This window comes from Noviherbaspirillum sp. (genome assembly GCF_035254685.1).
Lineage (GTDB): Bacteria > Pseudomonadota > Gammaproteobacteria > Burkholderiales > Burkholderiaceae_D > Noviherbaspirillum.
This window is the reverse complement of sequence record NZ_DATFAI010000017.1, coordinates 154787-176061: the sequence shown is the minus strand read 5'-3', so window position 1 is coordinate 176061 and position 21275 is coordinate 154787. Positions and strand designations below refer to the sequence as shown.

Here is a 21275-nt window from a genome sequence, read left to right as displayed (position 1 = left end):
CCACCCCTTCCCATCCCGAACAGGACCGTGAAACGACTTCGCGCCGATGATAGTGCTGCAACCAGTGTGAAAGTAGGTAATCGTCAGGCTTGTTATACCAGAAACGCCCCGGCTCCAACGAGTCCGGGGCGTTTCGCGTTTGGGGCATGACAGTTTGAGCTCCGTTAGGAGCCTCCTGTCAGCTGGATACCTTCTCACAGCGGTAAGCACCCGGTGATCCCGTCTTGAATCGGCTGGTCGAGATCGGCGAGCATCGTGTCCACTATCAACTTAAGTGGACACGTGTACACCATGGAATCGAATGCTGAAGTACAGCCGGCGCGGCGCCGTCGCCATAGCGCTGCATTCAAGGCGGTGGCGGTCAAAGCCTGCATGCAGCCCGGCGTATCCATTGCGGCCGTCGCTCTGCATTACCGGCTCAATGCCAACCTGCTGCGGCGTTGGGTCGCGGCACAGCAAGAGCGGGACGCCACCGAGCAGGTGCGTCCATCGATGGTCGTGCCGACGGCCGAATTCGTCCCGCTGCAGCTGGGTACGGCCGATGCCACGGCATCGCAGGATATCGTCATTGAAGTGCGGCGCGGTTCTGCCATCGTCACGTTGCGCTGGCCGCGTTCGGCCGCGGCTGAATGTGCGAACTGGCTGCACGGGTGGCTGCGTTGATCCGCATTGATGCCATCTGGTTGGCTACCGCTGACCTGCTACCCAATTTAGTCCGAAATCGACATGGAGTCTGCGTGACCTGCTACCCAATTTAGTCCGAAATCGACATGGAGTCTGCGGTTAAAAAACTCTCTGCAAATCTGTTCGGCGTCAGGTAGCCGAGCGAACTATGTGGCCGTTCGCCATTGTATTCCTGACGCCATTCCTCAATCACTTGCCGCGCATGGCGCATCGAGATGAACCAATGCTCGTTCAGGCATTCATCCCTGAACTTGCCGTTGAAGCTCTCAATATATGCATTCTGTTGTGGCTTGCCGGGCTGGATGAAGCTCAGTCGCAATCCCCGGCTGTAGGCCCATTCATCGAGCGCCTTGCCGGCAAATTCAGGCCCATTGTCTATCGTCACTGATTGCGGCAATCCCCGCAGTTCTGCCAGGCGTTCCAGCACGCGCACCACGCGACCTCCAGGTAACGAAGTGTCGACCTCGATTGCCAGACATTCCTTGGTGAAGTCATCAACGATGTTCAGACACCGTAGCCGGCGACCATCCACCAAACCATCCGAAACAAAGTCCATTGACCAGCGTTGATTCGGTCCGGCTGCTGGTGCTCTCACCTGGCGTTCGACACCGGCGATTCGCTTGCGTTTGCGCTTGCGCACCATCAGCCCTGCCTCGTGATAGATGCGGTATGTGCGCTTACGGTTGATTTCCCAACCCTCCCGGCACAGCAGTACATGAAGCCGACGATAGCCATAACGTCGCTTCAGTTCCGCCAGTTCGGACAACCGTTGTTTGAGCGCCGCGTCATCCGGACGTTTGGCCTCATACCGGTAGAGCGACCGGGAAATGCCGATTAGCCCACAAGCGCGCGTGACACCCAACTGGGGGACAGTCATCAGGTGCGATACTGCAGCACGCCTGGCTTGCGGGCTCACCACTTTCGGCCCACAACATTCTTCAGGGCAGCATTGTCCAGCATGGCCTCTGCCAGCAATCGTTTGAGCTTGTTATTCTCGGCTTCCAGCGCCTTCAACCGCTGCGCTTCAGACACTGTCATGCTGCCGAACTTGGCCTTCCAGTTGTAGTACGTCGCATCGCTGATACCGTATTTGCGGCACAGCTCGGCCACCTTCATTCCCGCTTCGGCTTCTTTCAGGACGCCGATCATTTGTTCATCGGTGAATCGCTTTTTCATGCCTGCCTCCCAAGGGCAGACTCTACATCATTGCCGTACTAATCTCGGGTAGCAGGTCACGCCGGCCTGGCCATTCCGGACTCGACACTGGCGCAGTGGGTGGGCCGCTGCGGCGTGCAGCTGCAGCCGCTGGTCGACGCCATGCGTGCAGCGCTGCTGCAGGAGACCGTGCTGCATGCTGACGAAACGCCGGTGGCGATGCTCAAGCCGGGCCATGGCAAGACGCACCGTGCCTACTTGTGGAGCTACAGCAGCACCAGCATGAGCGAGACGAAGGCGGCGGTGTTCGACTTTGCAGAAACGCGCGCCGGCGAACATGCACGCACCTTCCTGGACAAGTGGCAAGGCACGCTGGTGTGTGACGACTTTAGCGGGTACAAGGCGTTGTTCAGGCAAGGCATCACGGAAGCCGGGTGCATGGCGCATGCACGACGCAAGTTCCACGCATTGTGGGCCAACCACAAGAGCCAGATTGCCGAAGAGGCGCTCAAGCTGTTCGGTGTGCTGTACGACGTCGAGCGGCAAGCGCAGCAACTGGATACCGACGGGCGGCGCCAATTCCGCCGGCAACACGGGAGAGCGGCAGCCGATATGCTGCATTCCTGGCTGCTGGCGCAACGACAGCGCGTGCCGGACGGTAGTGCAACGGCCAAGGCGATCGATTACAACTTGGGACGTTGGGGGCCGTTGACGCACTATCTCGACGACGGCGACGTCCCGATCGACAACAATTGGGTTGAGAACCGGATCCGGCCAATTGCCCTTGGCAGGGCCAATTGGCTATTCGCGGGCAGCTTGCGTGCTGGACAGCGCGCCGCGGCCATCATGAGCCTGATCCAGTCGGCCAAGTTGAACGGGCATGATGCCTTCGCGTACATAAAGGATGTGCTCAAACGTTTGCCGACTTGGCCGAACAGCCGCATCGACGAACTCCTGCCGCATCGCTGGCGCTCGGCCGCATAACCTCACGGCATCCCCGTCAAGGAGGGATGCCCGGGTGCTTACTCACAGCGAGATGGATTCTCACCGCGAGCCCATCATCTAGAGCAGATACTCGACTCGCAATATTACGAAGTTCACGCCACTATTTGGATTCTTGATGCCGCCGTTCGAAAAGTGCTGAGCTTTGAGCCCTAAATCTAGGTTGTTGGAAAACACATATCCAGCACCAAGATGGTCGCCGAACTGGAAACTGGTAGAGAGCCGACGATCATTGTTGTTATACAGTTCGGAGAACAGATTGGCGCCGATCCCTCCCTCCAGATAAAAACCCTTCCCGTTGTTGCCTTGAAGCCGGAAGACCGGCGTAAGCCCGAGCACCGTGATGTTCTGGGTATTGCCGGGAATACCCTTATAACGCGACGCATGCCACCGGGCGAGGCTTAAATCCCAATATCCTCCGATATGCGTGCCATTTGATTCCCACCACTTATGCGACCAGTTCCATTGCGCACCGGCACGAACAAGCTTTGTCTTGTTCCCCTCGCCGTATTCCAGTGATGTGCCGTCAACCGCGTGGCAACTCAGTGGAACGAGGATAAGAGCCCATGCGAGGGCAAGAGCGCTGCCAGTTTCCCGATTAAATTTTTTGGTCATACAATTAGCCTTAATGTTCAAATCCCTCATACGATTGAATAGCTGTGCTTCATGGTTGGTACGGTGTCTCAATACGGCCCGCCACATCAACGTGCAGCATCAGTACGCACCCAGACAAGGGATAGTCTTCGAGTTCGGCAACAGACCGATTGTTACGCGCGGTGGTGATAAAGAGCGTTCGCATGTCTTCTCCCCCGAACGCGATCATTGTGGGACAGCGCACGGGTAAACTTACTTCCTGCAGAATCTCACCGGTGGGCGACAGCCGAAGCAGACGACCACCTTCATACATTGCACACCAATACGCGTCTTCGCAGTCAACAGCGGCGCCATCCGGGCGGCCGCCATAATTGCTGCTCGTTTTGTCCGGAGAGAATTGCTTAACAAGACGGGAACGCCCTAACTGGCCCGTTGCAAGATCGAATTCGTAGGCCATGATTCGATGTGCAGTGGTGTCGGCATGGTATAGCGTCCGATTGTCGGTCCTGAACGCCACACCGTTTGACACGGTGACCGGCTTGCTGGCGTCACGTATCACACCGCGCTCAATGCAATACAATGAGCCTGACGGATTATCTCGCGGGTCGTAGAGTGTTCCGACCCATAAGCGGCCGGCAGCGTCGCATCGTCCATCGTTGAAGCGGGTGCTTGCGCTATCGTAAGGAGCATCCGCGATATGAGTCAGCATGCCGCTGCGCGTATCCAGTATGCCCACGCCTGCGCGCATCGCCACAACAAGACCTCCGGTTGCACAAAGCGCGATGCAGCCGGGTTCAGAAGGCAGGCGCCATGAACGGTGTGATCGTGTCCGACACTCGAAACAATGCACCTCGAGGGCGGGAATGTCGATCCAGTACAAGGCCGATTCTTCCGGGTGCCATAGAGGGCATTCACCTAACAACATCGGCCTATCGAATAGCACATCTATCTTGCTCGTCGACATGGAAGTTGTTTTTTTGAGATGATGATGCACCATTATGCATTGATTTCGATTTTTATGAGGAGAGGACATTGAGTGTCTCCAAATCGCTGCCGACTATCGCTTTCCTGGGCATCGGCCTGATGGGAAAACCGATGGCTGGTCGCTTGCTGCAGGCGGGCTACAAGTTGACCGTTTGGAATCGCACGCCCACCAAGGCGCAGGCCCTTACGCCGCTCGGCGCACGCGTTGCGGACACGCCAGCCGAAGCGGTTGCAGGCGCAGACATCATTATCACAATGCTTGAGGCAGGTCCCGTGGTGAGACAGGTGATCGAGGCAGCATTACCTGGCTTGCGCCAAGGCGCCCTCGTTATCGATATGAGCTCGACGCGCCAATCCGAAGCGCAGGACCTGACCCGAATGCTGGCGAACCGCGGCGTCGGATTCGTGGACGCGCCGGTCTCGGGCGGTGTGGTGGGAGCAGAAGCGGGGACGCTTGCCATCATGGCAGGAGGAAGCGTAGCTGATTTTGCCAGAGCGGAACCGATCCTGGCCGTCATGGGGCGTCCGGTCCATGTTGGGCCGGCGGGGTGCGGGCAGGTGGCCAAGCTTTGTAATCAGATGATTGTCGGCGGCACGCTCAGCATCATCGCGGAAGCCTTGTTGCTGGCGCAGGCGGGTGGGGCGGATCCCGTTGCGGTTCGCATGGCGATTCGTGGCGGTTTTGCGGAAAGCCGTATTCTCGAAGTGCATGGACAGCGCATGCTGGATCGAAATTTTCTGCCGGGTGGACAGGTGAAGAGCCAGACCAAGGATCTGGAAAATGTCCTGATTGCCGCAAATGCCGCCGGTGTGCAGTTACCGGTGACCGAGCTCGTCACGCAGATCTATCGCAGCATTGTCGACATCGTGCCCAATGCTGACCAGTCCGCCGCATTGCTCGCCCTGGAACGGCTCAATTCTGGCAAACGCCTCGGCGACGCGCCGGACAAGCTGCCGTAGCAACGCAGGACAACAAATCCGCCCTCAAACATGATCTCGCCGGCAATTCACGCCGGCTTCTCATCATTCGCACTGTATCGCTGTAACTCCCTATGATCGTCAAGCAACCTGAACGCACCGATTGGCGCCTCGTCTGGAACCTGATCAAGCCCTATTGGGTTTCCGAGGAGCGATGGAAAGCGCGCGCACTGCTAGCCGCAGTCGTGGCGCTGGCGCTTGGGATGGTCTATCTCGACGTACAGTTCAACGCGTGGAATCGTGATTTCTACAATGCGTTGGAGAACAAGGACTTTCAGGTTTTCAGGGCGCAGCTCTGGCGGTTTTCCTATCTGGCGTTCATTTACATCACTGTAGCGATCTATCAGGTGTATCTCACGCAATCGCTGGAGATGCGGTGGCGGGCGTGGATGACCCGGCAATATCTCGATGAGTGGATGGACAACCAGGTGTATTACCGCATCGAACAGGCGCGCTCAGCGGACAACCCTGACCAGCGTATCGCCGAAGATCTCAGCTTCCTCACCAGCGGCTCTTTGTCGCTCTCGATCGGCTTGTTGTCGAGCGTAGTGAAGCTGGTGTCCTTCATCGGGATTCTGTGGGGCGTCAGCGGCCCGATTTCATTCATGCTTGGTGCGCAGTCCATCACAATCCCGGGTTATATGGTCTGGTTTGCCATTGCCTATGCGGGCATAGGTTCAGCGCTCGTATGGTGGATTGGCAAACCGCTGGTGGTGCAGAATTTTCTCCAGCAGCGGTACGAGGCGGATTTTCGTTTTGGCCTGGTGCGCATGCGTGAGCATGCCGAATCCGTGGCGCTGTATCGCGGCGAACAACAGGAGCGTTCGCAACTGGCCGGGCGGTTCGAATGGATCCGGCACAACTGGTGGTCCATCATGCGCACCACCAAACGGTTGAACATGGCGTCGAATTTCTATGCGCAATTTGCCATCATCTTTCCCTTTCTCGTCGGTGCGCCGCGCTACTTCAGCGGGGCAATTACGCTGGGTGGGTTGATGCAGATCAGCTCGGCGTTCGGCCAGGTCCAGGAGTCACTGTCGTGGTTCATCAACGCGTTTACTTCGCTCGCCAGTTGGAAGGCGAGCGTCAACCGGCTTGCCGGTTTTCACGCGGCAGTGACGGCTGCACGCGTGCAGCCGCGGGGCATCAGCGTGGAGCGCAATAACGTCGGGGCGATACTGCTGGACGATGTGGAACTGCGATTGCCGGCGGGATCGTCCCTCACTGCCCCGTTGTCGGCGAACATTTTTGCTGGTCAGCGCATCCTGATTGCCGGGCCGTCGGGCTGCGGAAAATCCACGCTGTTTCGCGCGATTGCCGGTATCTGGCCCCATGGCGCGGGAACCATCGAAATTCCGAGCGAGGCGAAACTGCTTTTCCTGCCGCAGAAGAGTTATCTGCCGATCGGCAGCCTGCGTGCAGCCATTGCATATCCGGCAGCTGAAGAGGCTTACAAGGACTTGGCTATCCGGCATTACCTTGCCTTGTGCAGCCTGTCCCATCTTTCAGACAAGCTCGACGAGTCTGACAACTGGAGCCAGCGTCTGTCGCCGGGTGAGCAGCAGCGTCTGGCGTTCGTCCGTGTGCTTCTGACGCGGCCGCAGATCCTTTTTCTCGACGAGGCAACCAGTGCGCTCGATCCCGAGACCGAAGCTCGCGTATACGACCTCGTGCTGCAAGAGTTGCCGGCCGCTGCAGTGATCAGCATTGCGCATCGCGAGGTTGTTGCAAAATATCATCAGGTCCGTTGGCAGTTTGTCCACGAAACGGCTGGGGAAAATCAAATTCACCCGGCGTCCGCCCCGGTACGCTATACAATCCAGTCAACTCACATCAACCGGTCGCAAACACCGCAGTTTTTAGAGTCCTAGTGCCCTTGTTCGTTGGTGGAATGACGGTGCGCAGGTGGCCGTGCGGGGTAGCATCGCAATCCATCTTTCTGCCATGACGCATCGCCTTGTCTCGCTTGTCCTCCCATTCCTGATTGCCGGATGCGCCTCCTATCAGGGCGACAATGGACAGGCTTCGATTGCAAGGCCGGTGACTCCCGATACCACGGTTCCACTTTTCTCCAGTCGCGCGCCTCACGGTCTGCCCGAAGGCTGGAAGCCACTGATCATTCTGCGCACCAAGAAACCCACGCAGTATCAGCTGGTGAGCAAGGAGGGCAAGACAGTGCTGCATGCGCGTGCCGACAGCGCGTCATCGGCACTGATGCATGATCTCGACGTGGATCCAGCCCGCCGCCCCTGGCTGCAATGGCAATGGCAGATTCCCGCGCTGCTGAAGACTGCTGACAACACGAAGCGTACGACGGAGGATTCACCGGTGCGCATCGTTCTCGGCTTCGACGGTGACAAGGATAGCCTGCCGTTCACGGACCAGGTGCTGTTCGAGACAGCGAAGGTGGTCACCGGACATGATTTTCCTTATGCCACGCTGATGTACATCTGGGAGAACAACCTGCCTGTCGGCACGATCATCAGGAGCACCTACAGCAGCCGCATCAAGATGATGGTCGCCGAGAGCGGTTCGACGGGCCTCGGCGAATGGCGGGTGTTTTCGCGCAATATCATCGAGGATTACGAAAAGGCGTTCGGAGAAAAACCGGGAAGGCTGATCGGAATCGGCGTGCTCACCGATACCGACAACACCGGCGAGTCGGCGGAAGCGTGGTATGGGGATATCCGCCTGTCGCGCACCCCGGTTCTCGCGACGGCCATCGACAGGCCGGTGAACGCCTCGCTGCCGCTGTTCCCCTCTCCGTAACGGCGCGAGCCCCGTCAGGTATTGGGCAGGTATGCCTCCACCAGGCGCACCCAGTAGGTCGCCCCGATGGGCAGTAACTGATCGTTGAAATCATAGCTCGGGTTGTGCAGATTGCACGGGCCAATGCCATGCCCGCAATCGCGATGGCCGCCTTCGCCATTTCCGAGGAAGACATAACACCCGGGCTTCTCCTGCAGCATAAATGCAAAATCCTCCGCGCCCATGGTCGGCTCGACATGCGTGTTCACCATGTTTTCGCCGACGATCGATTTCATCACCTCGATGGCGAACGCCGTTTCTTTCGCATGATTGACGAGAGGCGGATAGTTGCGCGTGAAGCGGAAATCGACCTGTGCATCGAACGCCTGCGCGGTATGCTCGGCGATCGTCCTCATGCGCTGTTCGACCAGGTCGAGTACATCGGTCGTGAACGTACGGACCGTGCCGATCAGGCAGGCTTCATCGGGAATGACATTGGTCGCACTGCCTGCGTGGATCTGGGTAATCGACAGGACTGCGGAATCAATCGGGCTCTTGCTGCGCGTCACGATGGTCTGCCAGCTCTGCGCTATCTGGATGGCAACCATGATCGGATCGATACCTTTGTGCGGCTGCGCGGCGTGGGCTCCCTTGCCGCGGACGACGACTTCGAATTCATTGGACGATGCCATCATCGGACCTGCAGTGGCGCCGAAGGTACCCGTCGCAATCCCGGGCCAGTTGTGCATGCCGAATACGGCATCCATCGGGCATTGCGAAAACAGGCCGTCGTCCATCATCTTTTTCGCGCCGCCGCCGCCTTCTTCCGCAGGCTGGAAGATCAGGTACACGGTACCATCGAAATTGCGATGCTTCGACAAGTAGCGCGCAGCACCGAGAAGCATGGCGACATGCCCGTCATGTCCGCAAGCATGCATCTTTCCGGCGTGTTTCGACGCGTGGGGGAAGCTGTTGATTTCCTGGACAGGCAGGGCATCCATGTCGGCGCGCAGGCCAATCCCGCGCGTGCCGGCGCCGTTGCTGATCATGCCGACAACACCGGTAATACCCATGCCTCGAATGATGGGAATTCCCCATTCGGTCAACTTTTGTGCGACAACATTTGCCGTGCGCTGCTCTTCAAAGCACAGTTCCGGATGGGCGTGGATGTCGCGACGGATCTGCTGCAGCTCGGATTGAAATTCGGTAATCGGGTCAAGCAACTTCATCGATCTCTCCAGATGGCCGCGCCATGTTGCCGGCGGGCATGCGGATGTTCCGCAATATCGGTATATTAAGCCCAGACGGGTATAGCATATTTTAACTACTGCAAACGCATGAAAGATGTTCCGCCGGATTGCCGGCCTACTTCGGAAAGATTTATGACCACGTCAATTGTTCGCGCCACCTGCCCCCACGATTGCCCTGACACCTGCGCGCTGCTCGTCACCGTGAAGGATGGCGTTGCCGTCGATGTGCGCGGCGATCCCGAACACCCGACCACCGCGGGCGTACTCTGCACCAAGGTGTCGCGCTACACCGACCGGACCTACCACAAGGACCGCCTGCTTTATCCGATGAAACGCATCGGAAAAAAGGGTGAAGGGAAGTTCGTTCGTATCAGCTGGGACGAAGCGCTCGACACCATTGCTGCGCGACTCAAGGAGATCGCCTCACACGATCCGCAAGCCATCCTGCCATACAGTTATTGCGGCACGATGGGCCTGGTTCAGGGCGAATCGATGGCGATGCGCTTCTTCCACAAGCTCAACGCGTCATTGCTCGAACGGACCATCTGCTCCACGGCGGGCGGCGCCGGCTACCGGTACACCATTGGGGCGCGCATTGGCACCGACGTGGAGCAGTTCCAGGACGCAAAGCTGATCCTGATCTGGGGCGGCAATCCGATCGCATCGAACCTGCATTTCTGGATGCGCGCGCAGGAAGCAAAGCGGCGCGGCGCGAAGCTGATTGCGATCGATCCCTATCGTTCATTGACCGCCGAGAAATGCCATCAGCATATCGCGCCGATGCCTGGTACGGACGGTGCGCTTGCACTAGGCATGATGCACGTACTGATCGCGGAAAACCTGATTGATGAAGACTACATTGCCCGGCATACGCTCGGCTTCGAGCAATTGAAGGAGCGCGTGCGCGAGTGGACGCCGCAACGCACGGCAGAGGCATGCGGTATCGCGGTGCATGAAGTTGAGCAATTGGCACGCGAATACGGAACGGCTGCGGCACGCGGTGAGCCGGTTGCGATCCGGGTCAACTACGGCGTGCAGCGCACACATGGCGGCGGCATGGCGGTGCGCAATATTGCCTGCCTGCCGGCGCTGGTCGGCGCCTGGCGTCACCCCGCCGGCGGCATCCAGCTCTCGACGTCGGACGCGTTCGCGAAGAACAGCCATGCGCTGCAGCGACCGGACCTTCTCACGCGGCAGCCGCGCACGATTAACATGGTGCAGATCGGAGATGCCTTGTTGCGTGACGCCTCGCCGACATTCGGCCCCAAGATCCAGGCGCTGGTTGTCTACAATTCAAATCCGGTCGCCGTCGCACCGGAATCGTCGAAAGTGGCGCAAGGGTTTGCGCGCGAGGATTTGTTCACGGTGGTGCTGGAACATTTTCAAACTGACACCGCCGACTATGCTGACATCCTGCTGCCGGCCACTACGCAGTTGGAGCATGTCGACATCCATACGACCTACGGTCACATGTACATGATGGCCAACAATCCCGCGATTGCTCCGCTCGGCAAGTCGAAGCCGAACACCGAGATTTTTCGACTGCTCGCTGCGCGCATGGGTTTCGATGATCCTTGCTTTCAGGAGAGCGATGAGCAGATCGCGGCGCAGGCGTTCAACAAGAATGACCCGCGCGCTGCGCACTTCGACTGGGAGTCCCTCAAGCGAAAGGGATGGCAAAAGGTGAACATGCCGGATGCACCTTTTGCCAACGGCGGTTTTCCGACGCCGTCGGGCAAGTGCGAGTTTTATTCCGAGCGCATGAGGGCCGACGGACTCGACCCCTTGCCCACCTATGTTCCGCCACATGAGTCGCTGACGAGCAGCCCGGAGTTGGGAAAAGACTATCCGCTCGCCATGATTTCTCCGCCCGCCCGGAACTTTCTCAACAGCACCTTCGTCAATGTGGAGAGCCTGCGCAATACGGAAGGCGAGCCGCATCTCGACATCCATCCGTCCGACGCCGCGCAGCGCGGCATTGAGAACGACGACCGGGTGCGTATCTTCAATGCGCGAGGCTCGTTTGTTGCGAAGGCGCGCGTGACCGACAAGGCACGGCAGGGTCTGGTTGTCGGTCTGTCGATCTGGTGGAAGAAGTTTGCTTCCGATGGCAAGAACGCCAATGAAGTCACCAGCCAGCGCCTGACCGATATTGGCAACGGGCCGACGTTCTATGACGTGCTGGTCCAGGTGGAGAAGGTGTAAGCAGGATATGAAGATGAAGTGGCGGGCGTTGGTTTTTTGCGGCATCGCGACTCTGGTCGGCGGTTGCGCACAGGTCGGGTATTTCGTGCAGGCGGCGCAGGGGCAGTTTGCCTTGCTGTCGGACGCACGGCCGATTGATGACTGGCTGGCCAATCCCGAGACAGGCGTCAAGCTGAAAGACAAGCTGACCCGCGTCAAGTCGATCCGCGCCTTCGCCGCCCGTGACCTCGGTCTGCCGGACAATGACACCTTCACCACGTATGCCGACCTGAAGCGTCCCTTCGTCATGTGGAACGTCGTGGCCACACCGGAGCTGTCGCTCAAGCCGCTGGAATGGTGTTTCCCAGTCGCGGGATGCGTGAATTACCGCGGTTATTACAGCAAGTCCGATGCGCAGGCTTATGCGTCCGAGTTGCGCGCCGAGAAATACGATGTTGAAGTGTCCGGCGTGCCCGCCTATTCGACGCTGGGCTGGTTCAAGGATCCGGTGCTGTCGACCTTCATCCGTTACCCCGATGGCGAGGTGGCGCGCATGGTCTTCCATGAATTGGCGCACCAGGTAGTGTATGTGCCAGGGGATTCGCGTTTCAATGAATCATTCGCGGTCTCTGTCGAAGAGGCCGGCGTGGAACGCTGGCTTGCGAAGTATGGCGATGACAAGACGCGCGCCGACTACGCCGCCTACGAAGCGCGCAAACAGGATTTCCTCAGCATGCTTCTCAAGTATCGCAAGGAGTTGCAGGCCAATTATGACCGTCCGGTGAGCGACAACGAAAAGCGGAAAGAAAAGGCAGCGATCTTCCAGGCGCTGAAAGATGAATATCAGGTCCTGAAGAAGAGCTGGGGGGGCTACACCGGCTACGATCGCTGGTTCGCCGAGCCGCTGTCGAACGCGCATCTGTCCGCCATCGCAACCTATCACGATTTCGTGCCGGGGTTCCGTGCGCTGATGGCGCAGACCGGGACCATGTCCAGGTTCTATGAGGCGGTGCGCGCCTTGGCAGCACTGGACAAGGAGGAGCGCCATCGCGAGCTTGCTGCCCTCGGCAATACACCTTTGAATGCCGGAAGCCTGCACGCCGCCGCAGAGCACTAGGCTCATCTGCAGGACAAACGCAAAGCGACCTTCGAGGTCGCTTTGTCATATCTGGGAGCAGATAATACTGCCCTGTTGTTGCGGTGCAGCATCGTGCCGTGCCTAGAAGAATTCTTCTTATCGTCTTTCCATTCCCTGAAAAGACTTGCATGCGGCTGCAGCCACCGATAGCATCTATGCTAGAAAAAAAGAACCGATCGTTCGATTATTTTGACGATCCAATACCTTCCCACCAAAATAAGATCAGAGGCAGACATGGAAAAAATTTGGCAGAAGTCGTACCCGCAGGGCGTACCGACGGAAATCGACGTCACCCAGTATCGTTCGCTGGTACACCTCCTGGAGGAGTCCTTCCGCAAATTTGCATCGCGCAATGCGTATGTATGCATGGACAAGTTCCTGACCTATGCGGAGGTCGACCAGCTGTCCAGGAATCTCGGCGCGTGGCTGCAGGGCCGCGGCCTGCAGAAGGGCGCACGCGTGGCCATCATGATGCCGAACGTGCTGCAGTACCCGATCGCCATCGCCGGCATACTGCGCGCGGGTTACACGGTGGTCAACGTCAATCCGCTGTACACGCCGCGCGAGCTGGAGCACCAGCTCAATGACTCCGGCGCCGAAGCCATCATTATCCTCGAGAACTTTGCCACCACGCTCGAGCATGTCCTTGCGAAGACCAAGGTCAAGCACATCCTGGTCGCCAGCATGGGCGAAATGCTGGGCGGGCTGAAGGGCATGATCGTCAACTTCGTCGTGCGCAATGTGAAGAAGATGGTGCCGGCGTTCTCCCTGCCGAATGCCACCCGCTTCAAGCAAGCCCTTTCCCAGGGCGCGCGCATGTCGCTCAAGCCGGTCAACCTCACGCAGGACGATGTCGCATTCCTGCAGTACACCGGCGGCACGACGGGTGTGTCGAAGGGGGCGACGCTACTGCATCGCAACATCATCGCCAACGTACTGCAGAACGATGCATGGGCGCAGCCGGCGCTTCAGCACGAACCCAAGATTGATCCCCTGACGATGGTCTGCGCACTGCCGCTGTACCATATCTTTGCGCTCACCGCCTGCTGTCTGATGGGCACCCGCTGGGGCGCGATGAACATCCTGATCCCGAACCCGCGCGACATTCCCGGCTTCGTGAAGGAGTTGTCGAAGTACAAGTTCAACCTGCTGCCCGCGGTGAATACCTTGTACAACGGCCTGCTGAACAACCCCGATTTCGCCAAGCTGGATTTTTCCGGGCTCAAGATCTGCAACGGCGGCGGCATGGCGGTGCAGAAGGCAGTCAACGACAAGTGGCTGAAGGTGACCGGTTGCCCGATCGTCGAAGGCTACGGACTGTCCGAGACTTCGCCGTCCGCCACCATCAATCCTGCCGATGCCACCGAATTCTCCGGCTCGATCGGCCTGCCGATTCCATCCACCGAGATCGCCATCCTGGACGACGACGGCAAGCCGGTGCCGCTCGGCCAGCCGGGCGAGATTGCCATTCGCGGTCCGCAGGTCATGGTCGGGTACTGGAACCGCCCGGACGAAACCGCCAAGGTCATGACGCCGGATGGATTCTTCAAGTCGGGAGATATCGGCGTGATGGATGAGCGCGGCTTCATTACGATCGTCGACCGCAAGAAGGACATGATCCTGGTGTCCGGATTCAACGTTTATCCCAACGAGGTCGAAGGCGTGGTCGCTGCCCATCCGGGTGTGCTGGAATGCGCCTGTATCGGCGTGCCGGATGCCAATTCCGGCGAGGCCGTAAAGCTGTTCGTGGTGCGCAAGGATCCTTCGCTGACGGTGGATGAACTGATGAACTACTGCAAGGAACAGCTCACCGGCTACAAGAAACCGAAATACATCGAGTTCCGCGACGAGTTGCCGAAGACGAACGTCGGCAAGATCCTGCGTCGTGAATTGCGCGATGAGAAGAAGGCCGCATAAGATAACAAGCCTGGGACGATGAGAAAAACCGCCTGCTGGTCAGGCGGTTTTTTATTGAACGCCAGCTGCCTTTGGCCGGGGAGGGATTCAGTCGTCCCGGACGATGCCTGGCCGCCCATCCTCGACGACAAATCGTGCGATGGTGGACACATCTGAATCCGCCTTGTGCACGTCCTCCAGCGCCTGGAACTTCACTTTGGCTCGGCCCGGCGTCACCTCCATCATCACATAGCCGCGGCGGTCGCTGCGCCCGAATTTGATATGCGGATTCTGCGCGACGTATTGATCGGTACACGACTGCGGCCGCGAACTGGAGGTGACTGAAGTTCCGCAGAACTCGGTGGCGATCACCGGGTTGGCGGGAGAAACGGGGTGATTGAACTCGCGCTTCAGGTCCGACGCGTAAAACGTATGAACGTCACCCGACAACACCATCGGATTGGCAGGGCGATGCCTGGTGATATTGTCGAACAGTCGCTGCCGTGCCGCAGGGTAGCCGTCCCAGCCGTCGGTCCAGAACCGGCCATCGTCCGCGTTCGAGACAGGTACTTGCGATGCCTGTGCCATCAGCGTCTGCTGGGCGACGAAATTCCATTGCGCGCGTGACGACGCGAAGCCGTTGTACAGCCAGCTTTCCTGTTCGAAGCCAAGCAGTGTGCGCGCCGGGTCGAGGCGTTCCGCGCAACGCGATGTGACCGATGTCGAGCCGCCGCGCCCTGGTTGCTGACAGGCGTGGTACGAGCGGTACTGCCGGTCATCGAGCATATTGAAGCGTGCAAGCCTGCCCCAGTCATAGCGATCGTAGATCTGCATGTGCGCAAAGCGTTGCGGTCCATCCGGCAGCGCCAGCAGGCGCACCGGCATGTGTTCATAGAACGCCTGGTAAGCGCCGGCGCGGCGCGCGAGGAAATTCGAGTCAAGCAGTTCGTCGCGGTCATTGCCATAATCGTTTGCAACTTCGTGATCGTCCCAGGTGACAATCCACGGTGCGGCGCGATGCGATGCCTGTAGATGCGGATCGGATTTGTATTGCGCGTAGCGGGCGCGGTAATCCGCGAGCGTCATGCAAACATTCATCCGGCGTCGCGGCGTCGCGGGATGGCTCAGATCGTACGGTCCCCACTCGTAGATGTAATCGCCGAGGAAGGCAACCAGATCTGGCGCTTCCACAGCGATATGCCGATGCGCGCCATACTCGCCGAATTCCCAATGCTGGCACGAGGCAAAGGCAAGGCGCAGCGATGCCGGCATCGCATCCTGCGCCGGGGCGGTGCGAGTACGCCCGACCGGGCTGACCGCATCGCCGAGCAGGAAGCGATACCAGTACCAGCGGTCCGGACGCAGGCCGGCCACGTCGACATGAACGCTGTGCGCCAGTTCCGGCAGGGCGGTCGCACTGCCTTTGGCGGCAATGCGCGTGAATGCTTCGTCCTCCGCCATTTCCCATTGCACGGCATAGGCTTGCGCTCCGGCGGAGAAGGCATCCAGCGGATCGGGGAGGATGCGCGTCCAGATGACAACGCGGTCGGCACGTGGCGAGCCGGAGGCAATACCCAGGCTGAACGGATAGGCAGCGGTCCGGCTCAATGCCCGACCGGGAAAAGCTGAGGAGAGCGCGGCCAGTGTCAGCAGTCGTGCCGACAAGGCAAGAAAATTTCTGCGGTGGTGTGACATGAGCGTTGTTGAATGCACAAGGCGTGCAATGGAGGGCGACTGCATCGTCGCCAATGCGAAATGGCAATACCCGCGACGGGTCGGCCTGTTACTCCATCAGTGGCGGCACCAGGCGCGGCTTGCGGTCCGCGCCGGTGGCAACATAGGTCAACGTGGCCTCCGTGACCTTGACTGTCTCCGTCTGAAGACGATTTCGTTCTGCGTAGACTTCGACATTGACGGTGATCGAAGTCTTGCCCACCTTGACGATGTCGGCATAGAAGGAAAGGAGATCGCCGACGAAGACCGGGTGCTTGAAAAGGAAGGAATTTACAGCGACGGTCGCCACGCGACCGTTGGCGCGCCGCACCGCCGGCAATGCGCCCGCGATGTCCACCTGCGACATGATCCAGCCGCCGAATACATCGCCATGCACGTTCGCATCGGCCGGCATTGGCATGACACGCAATTGCGGGACTTTCCCTTCGGGAAGCCTGGTATGGTGGTTCTCTTGCATTGTCATTCTCCTCAATGTGCGCGGATCCGGGCGGGCCTTCCGATGCATTATCCGGGCGTGGGCTACAATCATTCTGACCCGAAGCATAAACTATTCTGACTGCAATTTTCATGCGCCGCCATTCCGTTTCCTATCCCGAGCCTCCTGCCAACCAGGGCACCCGCAACGACTGGGCAACGCTCAAGACGCTGCTTCCGTACCTCTGGACCTACAAGTGGCGCATGCTGCTTGCACTGGCTTTCCTGGTCGGCGCCAAACTTGCCAATGTCGGCGTGCCGCTCGTGTTGAAGGCACTCATCGACCACATGACGATCAAGCCCGGGCAGCCGCAGGCGATGCTTGTCCTGCCGGTCGGCATCCTCATCGCGTATGGCGTCTTGCGCCTGTGCACGACCATGTTCACCGAGCTGCGCGAATTTGTGTTCGCCAAGGTGACGCAAAGCGCGGTGCGCACGATTGCATTGAAAGTGTTCCAGCATCTGCATTCACTGTCCTTGCGCTTCCATCTGAACCGGCAGACCGGCGGCATGACGCGCGACATCGAACGCGGCACGCGCGGCATTTCTTCGCTAGTGTCCTACACGCTCTACAGCATCCTGCCGACGCTGGTCGAGATCACGCTCGTGATCGGCTACCTGGTGCTGCATTACGACATCTGGTTTGCGGGGATCACCTTCGTCGCGCTCGTCGTCTATATCGGCTACACCGTCGCCGTCACCGAATGGCGCACCAACTTCCGGCGCACGATGAACGAGCTCGATTCGAAAGCCAACACGCGTGCAATCGACTCGCTCATTAATTACGAAACGGTGAAATATTTCGGCAACGAAGAATATGAAGCGCGTCGCTATGACAAGAGCATGCAGAAATGGGAGACGGCCGCGATCAAGTCGCAGACCTCGCTCTCCATTCTCAATACCGGCCAGTCGCTGATCATTGCCATCGCCGTGACCTTGATCCTGTGGCGCGCCACGCAAGGCGTAATCGACGGCAAGATGACGCTGGGCGACCTGGTGCTGGTGAACGCGTTCATGATCCAGCTCTACATTCCCCTCAACTTCCTCGGCGTGATTTACCGCGAGATCAAGCAGAGCATGGCGGACATGGAGCGACTGTTCACGCTGCTCGACCAGCACCGCGAGGTTGCCGACGCGCCGCATGCCAAACCCTTGGCCATTCGCGGTGCGGAGGTCAGCTTTTCGCACGTCAATTTCAGCTACGAAACGAAACGGCAGATCCTGTTCGATGTCGACTTCATGATTCCGGCGGGCACGACGACCGCTGTCGTCGGTCACAGCGGCTCGGGCAAGTCGACATTGTCGCGCCTGCTGTTCCGCTTTTACGACATCCAGTCGGGCAGCATCGCCATCGATGGCCAGGACCTGCGCGACGTAACGCAAACCTCGCTGCGCAAGGCGATCGGCATCGTGCCGCAGGACACCGTGCTGTTCAACGACACGATCGAATACAACATCGCCTACGGCAAGCCGGATGCGAGCAGGGAAGAGATCGTGGCCGCAGCCAAGGCAGCTTACATCCATGACTTCATCGAAAGCCTGCCGGATGGTTATGCCACCATGGTCGGCGAGCGCGGGCTGAAGCTGTCCGGCGGCGAAAAACAGCGCGTCGCGATCGCGCGCACGCTCCTGAAAGATCCCGCCATCCTTATTTTCGACGAGGCAACCTCCGCGCTGGATTCGAAGGCCGAACAGGCCATCCAGGCGCAATTGAAGGAAATCGCAAAAGACCGCACGACGCTGGTCATTGCACACCGCCTGTCGACCATCGCTGACGCCGCGCAGATCCTGGTACTGGACCATGGCCGCATCGTCGAACGCGGCACCCATGCGCAATTGCTGGCGAAAGACGGTGCCTATGCGCAGATGTGGGAGCGCCAGCAGGCGCGCCAGGCGGCAGGCGCGGCTCAGACGTCTTCGGACGAGATCGGGCCGGAATCGGCAGTGGCCTGAGAATCTTTGCGCAGGGTGCCGAACCGCACTACCATAGCGCCATGGAAACCAAATGGCTGGAAGACTTCATCTCCCTTGCTGAAACCCACAGTTTCAGCCGCTCCGCTGAGTTGCGCCATGTCACGCAGCCGGCATTCTCCCGGCGCATCCAGGCGCTCGAAGCCTGGCTCGGCGCCGACCTGATCGACCGCACTTCCTATCCGACCCGCCTCACGCCTGCCGGCGAGGTGTTCTACGAGCAGGCGCTGGAAATGCTCGGCCAGATCAACAATGCGCGCGCGCTTATGCGCGGCAAGCGTCCCACGGCGCACACCACCGTCGATTTTGCCGTACCGCACACGCTGTCCCTAACCTACATGCCGCAGCTCATCACTGAGCTCGATGCCGGCTTCGGGACTCTCCATACCAGGTTAATCGCGCTGAACGTGCACGATGCCGTGATGGCGATGGTCGAGGGCGGCTGCGATCTGCTGCTGTGCTATCACCATCCGCGCCAACCGGTGCAGCTTGATGCCAGCCATTACGACATGCTGACGCTGGGCAGCGAGGCCTTGCGCGCCTACTCGAAGAGCGACAAGAGCGGAACACCGGAATTCCAGTTGCCGGGTACCGCCAAATCGCCATTGCCCTTTCTTTCGTACACAAGCAATGCCTACCTGGGGCGAATGGTCGACCTGATCCTGTCTGACGCCAAACGTCCCTTGTACCTCGACAAGCGCTATGAAACCGATATGGCCGAGGGCCTGAAAATGATGGCGCTGGAAGGGCATGGCATGGCCTTCCTGCCGGAGTCGGCCGTCACGCGCGAAGTAAAGCAGAAGCAACTGGCGAGTGCCGACGGCGGACATGCCGAATGGGAAGTCAACATGGAGATCCGCTTGTACCGCGAGCGCCCATCCGTACAGCGCCCAGGCAAGCCGATCGTCTCGAGGCTCTGGGATTACCTGGTCCGGCGCAGCGAAAACAAAGCCAGGGTGCTGGAACGCAAACGCAAGGCTGCCGCAGTCAAAGGCGCCTGAGAGGTCTTTCCTTTAAAAAAAGCCATTTATGCATTTTCCGCATAGTTGCATGCGAACAAAGCATTGGCTTTGCTGCACTGCGTTGCCGTACGATTCATGCATGGAATCCGTCATCTACAAGATAACGGCAAATCTGAACCCACAAGGAGCAGCAGCATGTCAACCCAGCATGAAATTCCCTCTTATTTGACGCCCCGCGACATCGGACCCTGGGGCGTTTATCTGGAGCAGATCGATCGCGTCACACCGCATCTCGGTTCGCTGGCGCGATGGGTCGAAACACTGAAGCGGCCGAAGCGTATCCTGATCGTCGACGTGCCGATCGAGCGCGACGACGGTTCAATCGCTCACTACGAAGGCTATCGCGTCCAGCACAATACTTCACGCGGCCCAGGCAAGGGCGGTGTGCGTTTCCATCAGGACGTGACGCTGTCGGAAGTGATGGCGCTATCCGCCTGGATGACCGTCAAGAACGCAGCAGTCAACGTTCCTTATGGTGGCGCCAAGGGCGGCATTCGCGTTGATCCGAAGACCCTCTCGCAAGGCGAGCTGCAGCGCATGACCCGCCGTTACACCAGCGAAATCAACATCATCATCGGTCCGAACAAGGACATCCCGGCGCCGGACGTCAACACAAATGAAAAGGTGATGGCGTGGATGATGGACACCTATTCCATGAACATGGGCAGCACTGTGTCCGGCGTCGTCACCGGCAAGCCGATTTCCCTCGGCGGCAGCCTCGGACGCCAGGAGGCGACCGGCCGCGGTGTGTATGTGGTCGGCTGCGAGGCAGCGGCCAAGCGCGGCCTGGACATCAAGGGTGCGCGAGTGGCGGTGCAAGGCTTCGGTAATGTCGGCGGGGTTGCTGCGCGCCTGTTTGCCGAAGCAGGCGCCAAGGTCGTCGCCGTGCAGGACCATGTCGCGACCGTGATGCGCGACAGCGGCATCGACATTCCGGCATTGCAAAAGCATGTTGCCGAGCACGGCAGCGTGGACGGCTTCAAGGGCGCGGAGCTGGTGCGTGACCGCAGCCGTTTCTGGGAAGTCGACTGCGATATCCTGATCCCCGCCGCGCTGGAACAGCAGATCACCGAAGCGAACGCGAACAAGATCCGCGCCAGCATCATCCTCGAAGGCGCGAACGGCCCGACGACACCTGCCGCCGACGACATTCTCAATGACAAAGGTGTGCTCGTAGTGCCTGATGTGATCGCCAACGCTGGTGGCGTGACCGTCAGTTACTTCGAATGGGTGCAGGATTTTTCCAGCTTCTTCTGGACCGAAGACGAGATCAACCAGCGCCTCACACGCATCATGCGCGAGGCCTTTGCTGCGGTCTGGCAACTCGCTCAGGAGAAAGAAGTGTCACTGCGCACCGCAGCATTCATCGTCGCTTGTACCCGCGTGTTGCAGGCACGCGAGATGCGCGGCTTGTACCCCTGATTCCCGATTGAAGACCTGATACCGGATGCGGCTGGCTAT

The 21275-nt window shown here is 59.2% G+C and carries 16 protein-coding genes, 1 rRNA gene and 1 pseudogene; 12 read left to right on the top strand and 6 right to left on the bottom strand.

Going from position 1 to position 21275, the window contains the following annotated elements; translation table 11 throughout:
* A 5S ribosomal RNA gene (gene rrf, locus VJ698_RS24665) occupies positions 1–89 on the top strand; the annotation flags it as partial.
* 202 nt (positions 90–291) lie between these two features.
* Positions 292–663: a transposase gene (locus tag VJ698_RS05280; protein WP_324101659.1), complete on the top strand. Its 372-nt coding sequence runs from the start codon at positions 292–294 to the stop codon at positions 661–663.
* A gap of 91 nt (positions 664–754) precedes the next feature.
* Here the strand turns inward: VJ698_RS05280 and VJ698_RS05275 are convergent.
* Positions 755–1860, bottom strand: a protein-coding gene (locus tag VJ698_RS05275) for an IS3 family transposase (RefSeq protein ID WP_324101658.1) whose coding sequence is annotated in 2 segments (ribosomal slippage) — positions 755–1602 and positions 1602–1860 — 1107 coding nt in all. Because the reading frame shifts where the segments join, the coding sequence is not laid out codon by codon here.
* Between the two features lie 45 nt (positions 1861–1905).
* Between VJ698_RS05275 and tnpC the strand changes: the two are divergent.
* A pseudogene (tnpC, locus tag VJ698_RS05270) lies at positions 1906–2823 on the top strand (IS66 family transposase); the annotation flags it as partial.
* 78 nt (positions 2824–2901) lie between these two features.
* Here tnpC and VJ698_RS05265 read toward each other — a convergent pair.
* Together VJ698_RS05265 and VJ698_RS05260 are read right to left on the bottom strand one after the other, a co-directional pair.
* On the bottom strand, positions 2902–3456 hold the full coding sequence (locus VJ698_RS05265) for an acyloxyacyl hydrolase (protein ID WP_324101657.1): 555 nt from the start codon (positions 3454–3456) through the stop codon (positions 2902–2904).
* Positions 3457–3505: 49 nt separating this feature from the next.
* The gene (locus VJ698_RS05260) at positions 3506–4399 is read right to left on the bottom strand and encodes an SMP-30/gluconolactonase/LRE family protein (protein WP_324101670.1); all 894 of its coding nucleotides are present in this window, start codon (positions 4397–4399) and stop codon (positions 3506–3508) included.
* Between the two features lie 68 nt (positions 4400–4467).
* Here VJ698_RS05260 and VJ698_RS05255 point away from each other — a divergent pair, with 68 nt between their 5' ends.
* From VJ698_RS05255 to VJ698_RS05245, 3 genes are all read left to right on the top strand, one after another.
* A complete protein-coding gene (locus VJ698_RS05255; protein ID WP_324101656.1) occupies positions 4468–5379 on the top strand; it encodes an NAD(P)-dependent oxidoreductase in 912 nt (303 codons plus the stop codon).
* Positions 5380–5471: 92 nt separating this feature from the next.
* Positions 5472–7268, top strand: a complete 1797-nt coding sequence (locus tag VJ698_RS05250; protein WP_324101655.1) for an ABC transporter ATP-binding protein/permease — start codon at positions 5472–5474, stop codon at positions 7266–7268.
* 73 nt (positions 7269–7341) lie between these two features.
* A complete protein-coding gene (locus tag VJ698_RS05245; protein ID WP_324101654.1) occupies positions 7342–8166 on the top strand; it encodes a DUF3047 domain-containing protein in 825 nt (274 codons plus the stop codon).
* Positions 8167–8180: 14 nt separating this feature from the next.
* On the opposite strand, the gene VJ698_RS05240 is transcribed toward VJ698_RS05245, so the two are convergent.
* A complete protein-coding gene (locus tag VJ698_RS05240) occupies positions 8181–9374 on the bottom strand; it encodes a M20 aminoacylase family protein (RefSeq protein ID WP_324101653.1) in 1194 nt (397 codons plus the stop codon).
* A 153-nt stretch (positions 9375–9527) separates the two neighbouring features.
* On the opposite strand from VJ698_RS05240, the gene VJ698_RS05235 reads away from it, so the two are divergent.
* The 3 genes from VJ698_RS05235 to VJ698_RS05225 all read left to right on the top strand — a co-directional run bounded on the left by VJ698_RS05235 (position 9528) and on the right by VJ698_RS05225 (position 14634).
* Positions 9528–11600: a molybdopterin oxidoreductase family protein gene (locus VJ698_RS05235; RefSeq protein WP_324101652.1), complete on the top strand. Its 2073-nt coding sequence runs from the start codon at positions 9528–9530 to the stop codon at positions 11598–11600.
* 13 nt (positions 11601–11613) lie between these two features.
* Entirely contained in the window at positions 11614–12696 is a 1083-nt protein-coding gene (locus VJ698_RS05230; RefSeq protein WP_324101651.1) for an aminopeptidase, read from the top strand.
* 255 nt (positions 12697–12951) lie between these two features.
* Positions 12952–14634, top strand: a complete 1683-nt coding sequence (locus VJ698_RS05225; protein ID WP_324101650.1) for a long-chain fatty acid--CoA ligase — start codon at positions 12952–12954, stop codon at positions 14632–14634.
* Positions 14635–14721: 87 nt separating this feature from the next.
* Here the strand turns inward: VJ698_RS05225 and VJ698_RS05220 are convergent, their stop codons facing one another.
* Positions 14722–16308 carry an alkaline phosphatase D family protein gene (locus VJ698_RS05220; RefSeq protein WP_324101649.1) on the bottom strand — a complete coding sequence of 529 codons (1587 nt, stop codon included), beginning with the start codon at positions 16306–16308 and terminating at the stop codon, positions 14722–14724.
* An 88-nt stretch (positions 16309–16396) separates the two neighbouring features.
* Positions 16397–16804 (bottom strand): acyl-CoA thioesterase, encoded by a 408-nt coding sequence (locus tag VJ698_RS05215; RefSeq protein ID WP_324101648.1) that lies wholly within the window; start codon positions 16802–16804, stop codon positions 16397–16399.
* A gap of 110 nt (positions 16805–16914) precedes the next feature.
* On the opposite strand from VJ698_RS05215, the gene VJ698_RS05210 reads away from it, so the two are divergent.
* The 3 genes from VJ698_RS05210 (at position 16915) to VJ698_RS05200 (ending at position 21236) form a co-directional block, all read left to right on the top strand.
* Positions 16915–18774 carry an ABC transporter ATP-binding protein/permease gene (locus tag VJ698_RS05210; protein WP_324101647.1) on the top strand — a complete coding sequence of 620 codons (1860 nt, stop codon included), beginning with the start codon at positions 16915–16917 and terminating at the stop codon, positions 18772–18774.
* 41 nt (positions 18775–18815) lie between these two features.
* The gene (locus tag VJ698_RS05205) at positions 18816–19793 is read left to right on the top strand and encodes a LysR family transcriptional regulator (protein ID WP_324101646.1); all 978 of its coding nucleotides are present in this window, start codon (positions 18816–18818) and stop codon (positions 19791–19793) included.
* A gap of 156 nt (positions 19794–19949) precedes the next feature.
* Positions 19950–21236, top strand: coding sequence for a Glu/Leu/Phe/Val dehydrogenase (locus VJ698_RS05200; RefSeq protein ID WP_324101645.1), 1287 nt, complete (start codon positions 19950–19952; stop codon positions 21234–21236).
* Positions 21237–21275: the final 39 nt, after the last annotated feature.